The 5616-nt window shown below is 36.9% G+C and carries 8 protein-coding genes; 7 read left to right on the forward strand and 1 reads right to left on the reverse strand.

Annotated elements, in window-relative coordinates; translation table 11 throughout:
* Together V7659_RS22265 and V7659_RS22270 are read left to right on the forward strand one after the other, a co-directional pair.
* Nucleotides 1-427, forward strand: a 427-nt coding sequence (locus tag V7659_RS22265; RefSeq protein WP_335542357.1) for a flavodoxin domain-containing protein, incomplete at its 5' end; no start/stop codon positions are given.
* Between the two features lie 189 nt (nucleotides 428-616).
* Nucleotides 617-1648: an ATP-grasp domain-containing protein gene (locus V7659_RS22270; protein ID WP_335542359.1), complete on the forward strand. Its 1032-nt coding sequence runs from the start codon at nucleotides 617-619 to the stop codon at nucleotides 1646-1648.
* A 41-nt stretch (nucleotides 1649-1689) separates the two neighbouring features.
* Here V7659_RS22270 and V7659_RS22275 read toward each other — a convergent pair whose 3' ends face one another.
* On the reverse strand, nucleotides 1690-2064 hold the full coding sequence (locus tag V7659_RS22275) for a nucleotide excision repair endonuclease (RefSeq protein ID WP_335542361.1): 375 nt from the start codon (nucleotides 2062-2064) through the stop codon (nucleotides 1690-1692).
* A gap of 235 nt (nucleotides 2065-2299) precedes the next feature.
* Here V7659_RS22275 and V7659_RS22280 point away from each other — a divergent pair, with 235 nt between their 5' ends.
* From V7659_RS22280 to V7659_RS22300, 5 genes are all read left to right on the forward strand, one after another.
* Entirely contained in the window at nucleotides 2300-2881 is a 582-nt protein-coding gene (locus V7659_RS22280) for a TerD family protein (protein ID WP_335542362.1), read from the forward strand.
* Nucleotides 2882-3069: 188 nt separating this feature from the next.
* Nucleotides 3070-3477, forward strand: a complete 408-nt coding sequence (locus V7659_RS22285; RefSeq protein ID WP_335542364.1) for a hypothetical protein — start codon at nucleotides 3070-3072, stop codon at nucleotides 3475-3477.
* A 119-nt stretch (nucleotides 3478-3596) separates the two neighbouring features.
* Nucleotides 3597-3758, forward strand: coding sequence for a hypothetical protein (locus V7659_RS22290; protein WP_335542365.1), 162 nt, complete (start codon nucleotides 3597-3599; stop codon nucleotides 3756-3758).
* A gap of 1045 nt (nucleotides 3759-4803) precedes the next feature.
* On the forward strand, nucleotides 4804-5082 hold the full coding sequence (locus V7659_RS32285) for a helix-turn-helix domain-containing protein (protein ID WP_438825867.1): 279 nt from the start codon (nucleotides 4804-4806) through the stop codon (nucleotides 5080-5082).
* A 30-nt stretch (nucleotides 5083-5112) separates the two neighbouring features.
* Nucleotides 5113-5385 (forward strand): hypothetical protein, encoded by a 273-nt coding sequence (locus V7659_RS22300; protein ID WP_335542368.1) that lies wholly within the window; start codon nucleotides 5113-5115, stop codon nucleotides 5383-5385.
* Nucleotides 5386-5616 lie beyond the last annotated feature (231 nt).

A 5616-nucleotide genomic window follows, 5' to 3' on the forward strand; every position in this document is an offset into this window, starting at 1 on the left:
TCTTAAAGGAGAGGTTCAGACAGTTGATTTGAAACGTGAAAAGGTGAAGGTTGATCTTCGCAGCTTCGATACCATCATAATAGGCGGTTCGATTCATGCTGGGAACATTCAAATGAAAATAAAACAATTTATTACTCACAACTTTGATCCTCTATTAGAAAAAGAAGTAGGACTTTTTCTTTGCTGTATGCTCGATGGAGAGACGGCAATTGAACAATTTAACCATGCCTTCCCGCAAGAATTACGAAAAAATTCTGCTGCAATGGGGTTATTTGGCGGAGAATTTCTCTTGTCGGAAATGAACTTCATTGAAAAACAAATCGTAAAAAAGGTGAGAGGTGCAACGGTCGACCAATTAAATTTAGATTATGAAGCGATTAAGGAATTTGCTTCAAAATTAAATAATATCCAAACACTAGTACATTAATCGGTGTAAATTCAGTTTAAATGAACGTTTCTGCAGGTGCAGAACGTTTTTTTGTGTTTATATTGAATTTAAGGGGATTTTTCGATGAGTTGCATTAGAAAGTGAAAATTTTGTCAAATTTTGCTTATAAAAAATGTCACGAAGGACAATAATGAGTGAGGTCTTATTACAACAAGGAAGAGGATTTAAATGAAGATTTGGTTTAACAGATGGTTTACAACCGTTTCCCATTTCATCGACATGATTCGGGATAACGAAGAAAAGCGAAAATTTATTATTTATGGCACCAATCCGAACAAGGATGCCCTGTATTTACAAAATTGTGATTTTGCCTTCGTCGAGCCGGATATATCTGGTGAGGATTATATTGATTTTTGTCTTGAGTTTTGTCAGAAACACGGGATTGATATTTTTATCCCGCGGAAAGAAAATGTCCTCATCTCTAAACGACTGAGTCAATTCGAAAAGTTGGGAGTTAAGGTGCTGGTTTGCCCAGATGCTAACCTCATGGAGACCATGGATAATAAAGCTGAGACCTATCAAATGTTTTCGCGCGGGAAGGCAATCTCTTTAATCCCTGACTACCATGTCGTCAATAATCTCGAAGCGTTTAAAATTGCGTATGAAAAACTCAAGGAAAAAGGACATACCGTGTGTTTTAAACCAGTGATTGGTGAAGGTGCCAACGGATTTCGGGTCATTAAGGACCAAATTGATTCGATTGCCCAGCTATTCAATCATGGAACGAGTTATCGCATTCCTTACAACTATGCCTGCGAAATTTTAGGTCAGCAAGAAACATTCCCTGACTTAATGGTGTTGGAATTTTTAGAAGGCAGAGAATATAGTATCGATTGCTTATCATCCCACGATAAACTGTATGCCGCCATACCTCGAATGAAGGGGGATGGCAGAGTGAGAGAGATTGTGGAGCATGCTGAACTCATAAAATTGGCTCACGATTTTCATCAAGAATTTAGGTTGCCATATGTGTTTAATATCCAGGTAAAATACAACAACAATGGTGAACCCAAGCTGTTGGAAGTCAATCCGCGTATGAGCGGGGGCATGCACTTTAGCTGCTTATCTGGGATCAACATCCCGTATCTTGCTCTGAAAATTTTACTAGGTGAAAAAGTGCAATTGGTGAAACCAAGGTTTGGAATTCGGGCAAGTCATATTGAAAAAGAAATGATTCTCAAATATGGTGACATAAGTTAATAAAGAAAGAGCAGGTTTCGTCTTCGAACCCGCTCTTTTGGCTATTTATAGAACACTTTATCAATATTGTATTTTGCATGTAAGGTATTGATGAGGTAGGTTTCGTAGATTTCTCTCTCCATTGGGTCTTCCACAACACATACCGCAATTTTATAGACTTCATCACGGTGTAATTTGATTGGTGAGACAGTATCTTCGAAATGTCTTTTTACACGAGGACGTAATTTCCTTGCTTTGCCGACAAACAGTAATTCATCATTTGCGTTTGAAAAAAGGATAATCCCGCCTTTGTCTCTTGGGATTTTATTGTAATCTGTAAATCCATAAACGCTGCTTAGCGGTGCCTCAACTTTTTCACCAACTTGATTTTTTTTCGTAATCACTATATCAGGATTAGGTATTTCAATTTTTATCATGTAGAAAATCGCTCCTTGACTCACTTAAAATAAACGGGTTATCCGTTTTGCTAACGGTTCATTATAGCACAACAATTCAATAATAGTTATTTTAACCATAATTCGGGACACAAAACCAGTGGATCTTAATTTTATAAGGAGAGGTTAAATAAAAGTAGAAAAATATTCCTTATTTTTGTAAACTAAAGGAAGTACAGTGATTTAATTAATTTATTAAATTTGAAAGGGTGTTTCTATGGCTATTTCATTGTCTAAAGGGCAGAAGGTTGATTTAACAAAAACAAACCCTGGTTTAACAAAGGTCGTTGTTGGTCTTGGTTGGGATACAAATCGTTATGACGGCGGAAACGATTTCGATTTAGATGCAAGTATCTTCTTATTAGGAGCTAATGGAAAAGTTACTTCTGAAAAAGATTTTGTTTTCTACAACCAACTTGAAGGTGGAAATGGTTCGGTCGTACATACTGGTGATAACCGTACAGGCGAAGGGGACGGAGACGATGAGCAAGTAAAAGTGAATCTCAGCGCGGTCCCTGCTCAAATTGAAAGAATTTCGTTTGTTATCACTATTCATGATGCTGAATCCCGCGGTCAAAATTTTGGGCAGGTTTCCAATGCATTCTGCCGTATCGTTAATGAAGAAACGAATCAAGAAATCATTCGCTATGATTTAGGAGAAGATTTTTCTATCGAAACAGCAATCATTGTAGGTGAGTTATACCGGCACAATGGCGAGTGGAAATTCTCAGCGGTTGGTTCAGGCTACCAAGGCGGCCTTGCTCGTATTGCAACAGACTTCGGCCTAAACGTGGGCTAAAAATAGCAAATAAAAGGACAAAAACAGCCGAGTCACTGTTTTTGTCCTTTTTTATTGTCATTTGGACATGGAAGTGGTTATCGATGGTGTCAGGCACCATTGAAAGACACAGTGTAATTATTTGTTGAGTGGAGGTATTTAGGTTATGGTAGAAATAAAATAAATTATTTGATTTGAGGATGGTTAAAATGAAACTTTTTCTTAAAACTCAAGTTCTTTCAATTATTATTGCGTTCTTTTGGATCGTGTATCTAAACGTATTGGCAATTTTGGATCAGCCAGGTCCGATACTTCAATATTTGAATTGGTTTGTTTATGGATTTGCAATACTTTTTGCTATCATTTATTTACTACTGACAAGATACATGGTTGGTCACAAATGGCTGGCTATTCCTTTGGTCATTCTACCGTATCTGATGATTTATCAACCAATTCTTGAACGAATCCTATTAAGTATAGTAAGTAAAAGCTATGGTATGACAATCAATTTTCTGTCTTTATCAACTGGTGCTACTCATTTAATGGCGATATTACTTGGCTTAGTTTTTGGGATTATTAATACCAATCGCTATATTAGGAAGGAACACAACCGGTAAACATTTTTAACCTAAAATTCACCTAAAATGCTTAACTCCGAAGTAAATTGTTGTTTTCGCGTCTAGGTGAACCATGTATACTTTTATCAAGAGCTTAGAAAAGGAAGAGGGACATTAGGATGGAAGGAAAGTGGCTGATTGCCGATCGCGATTTGAACGAACGTGAGGGATTAAAATGGTTATTGAAGACCTCCTCCATCCCCGTTACCACTATATTGTCAGCTTCTCATTACCAGGAATTCGTCGTATGGTTTGAGCAGGAGAAGCCTGATGTTGTTTAAATAGAACTTGATATGATCACAAAGGAAGATTGGTCCACCTTTCGTGACCTGATGCAGATTTATGACCCCATATTATTATTAACATCTGCAGAAGGAACCTTCGAAAAAGCGCGGCTGGCAATCGATATGCAAGCATTAGATTTAATGATTAAACCTTTTTCGACAACCAAGGTGAAAACCGCCTTTCAAAAAGCTTCACGTAAACTTGGGACAAAGAGTCAGGCNNCACCATGCTAGTACCTATAAAGATATATCATATGAAGCGTTATTACTCTCGCAAGCTCCGGGTGCAGAAATTTACCATGTGGCTGCTTTCCAAACGGAAAGTATCAATGCCATCCAGACTTTGCATTCATTCTTAGCAGAATATCCTTTCAAGGATGTCCACGGTATTTTTGCATTAGACGATATGGTCGTTGTTTTGTTTTCAGAGACGGGTCATAATATCACCGAGCAGTGCCAAAAAGCGATGAGAAAGTGGGAGGAGGAATTTTCTGAGCCTCTAGCTGTCGTAGTTCATAAAGGCAATTCATCTTCTATTACTTTGAATCAAAAGTACCTGCAAACGAGGAAAATGCTAGAGTTGACCTATTATAAAGGGTACCGCCAAGTTGTTGAATTTAGCCACTCAACCGAATGGGTTCATATTGATCCTTTTTTAGCTCCGCCTGAACAACGAACCTGGGTCGACATGTTGACTAACGTTGATTTAGAAAAAATAAAAACTTGGCTGTATGATGAATTTTTACAATTGAACGATCCTTACCCTGACCCAGGTTTAGTACGAATTAGATTAACGAGTATCCTCGCACAAGTTAGAAGATATATGAAGACGTATCACTTAGACGAGAATCAAAGCTATGAACAGGAATACCGTTATATTTTCAATTCGATTTTGTATGATCGTGTCCTTTATCGTACAGTTCAAAATCTCATTTTATTTATTCAAAAATTGTTCTTGGGAACTGAGAGCAGGGATAGAAATCATATACAAGATCCGATAGAACGCGGCATATCCTTTATGGAGGCTAATTTTTCAAACAGTATGCTCAGGCTAGAGGATGTGGCAGCATATGTGGACCGAAACCCCTCTTATTTCAGCCATTTGTTGATCACGAAAACAGGTTCCAGCTTTACTGAATTATTAACAGCGTCTCGAATGAAGGAAGCGAAAAGGTTGCTGATTGAAACCAATAAACCGATCAAAGAAATTTCGATCCTGGTGGGCTATCAAAATGCCAATTATTTCAGTCGGATGTTTAAGGAATTAATAGGTAAGTCCCCTAGAGAATTTCGATTAAATAAAGTGGATGAGGATGATTGATTTATAAATTAATTTGAGGGAAGTGGGGAAATGAAGACGGCTATCGCATCTTTGGTTATTGTTTTCCTTGTTTTTTCATTCCTTAAATTTTATTTCAATCGGAAATGGAAATTGTTTTATACGGCGTTTGGGTCGGATAACTATTTTATGGTCGTAGCTAAGTTAAATGCTGCAGGAGTAAAATTCAAAACAAACACTCTGGTGAATTTGCGTAGTGATGCTCGGTTTAAAGATTTTACTCAATACGATATTTTTGTTAAAGAAGAAGATGAACATAGGGCCCAAGCCGCACTCAGAAGTTAAAAAATTGTACATTTTCTTGTAAAGCAAGATAANNTAGAAGTGGACCGGTCATCAACATGACTTGGTCTTTTTTTAAACAAAAGAACCTAAAAATATTATAGATTTATAGAAATTTTATTGGTTACATAAACAAACTATCTAAATAAATTCTAGTTACTCCTATAAATATTATCTTATATCTAATGTTCCTTCCGTATTTTTCAGAAGATTTTATTTTTATAATATATATAG

It is taken from the genome of Neobacillus drentensis, from assembly GCF_036966985.1.
In the GTDB taxonomy this organism is placed as follows: domain Bacteria; phylum Bacillota; class Bacilli; order Bacillales; family Cytobacillaceae; genus Neobacillus; species Neobacillus drentensis_E.